This is a genomic window from Tabrizicola sp. (genome assembly GCF_030694085.1).
Taxonomy (GTDB): domain Bacteria; phylum Pseudomonadota; class Alphaproteobacteria; order Rhodobacterales; family Rhodobacteraceae; genus Tabrizicola.
This window is the reverse complement of the sequence record NZ_JAUXZE010000100.1, coordinates 1-1,068: the sequence shown is the minus strand read 5'-3', so window position 1 is coordinate 1,068 and position 1,068 is coordinate 1. Positions and strand designations below refer to the sequence as shown.

Sequence of the window (1,068 nt, the reverse complement as noted above, 5' to 3'; positions counted from 1 at the left end):
GGGAGCCGTCGCCGGAGGCCGGGCCACCGCTGGTGAGCGCCAGGTTCGAGGTGCCGACCGCGACGCCGTTGATGTAGAAGGTCGGGGCGGAGCCGACGTTGGCGTCGGGGGCGACGACGGCGACATGGTGCCAGCCGCTGCCGAGCGTCGCGGTGCTGGCCCAGGCGCAATAGGAACCGTTGGCCCGGACAAAATACAGGGCGCCGGAGCCGAGCACGATGAAGTCAAAGGGATTGTTCTGGGCGCCGTTGGCGCTGACCTTGGAGGCCACCACGGCGTCGCCGGCTCCGGGGGAGACGTTAATCCAAGCCGCGAGGGTGAGGGCCCCGACGTAGGGGGCATCGGACGGCTGATTGGCGACGACGTGGCTGCCGGTAGCCGCGGATAGCCGGAGGGCGAAAGGTCCGATCCTGCCGGAAGTCCACGTCGGGCCGTTGAGGATGGTGCCGTGGGCGGAGCCGGCGCTATCGGCCGCGAGGGTGCCCGTGCCCTCGTCCATCCGCCAATGGTTGAGCAGGGCGGTGGTGAGGTCTCCGCTGGTGGTCACGGTGAGGGTGGCGGCGTTGCTGGTGGCGGCGCCGGCGGCGTTGGTGGCGACCAGGGTGTAGCTGGCGGCGTCGGCGGCGGTGACGGCGGGGAGGGTGAGGGCGGCGTTGGTGGCGCCGGCAAGGTTGGTGCCGTTCTTGCGCCACTGGAAGGTGGGCGCGGGCGAGCCCGAGGCCGCCGCGGTGAAGGTGACGCTGGCGCCGACGTTCACGGTCTGGCTCGCGGGCTGCGTCGTGATCTGGGGCGCGACGACTGCGGCACCTGTGTAGGCGTGGAGCAAGGCGACGTCAGACGCGGGGAGGGCGCGGCCGTAGATGCGGACGTCGTCGATGGCGCCGGTGAGCTGGCCGGCGCCGTCGGCGCGGCGGCCGACGCGGATGGGGGAGCCGTCGCCGGAGGCCGGGCCACCGCTGGTGAGCGCCAGGTTCGAGGTGCCGACCGCGACGCCGTTGATGTAGAAGGTCGGGGCGGAGCCGACGTTGGCGTCGGGGGCGACGACGGCGACATGGTGCCAGCCGCTGC

1 protein-coding gene is annotated in these 1,068 nt (G+C 72.7%); it reads right to left on the bottom strand.

Going from position 1 to position 1,068, the window contains the following annotated elements:
• Positions 1 to 1,068, bottom strand: a 1,068-nt coding sequence (locus tag Q8M85_RS22595) for a LamG-like jellyroll fold domain-containing protein (protein ID WP_305549096.1), incomplete at both ends; no start/stop codon positions are given.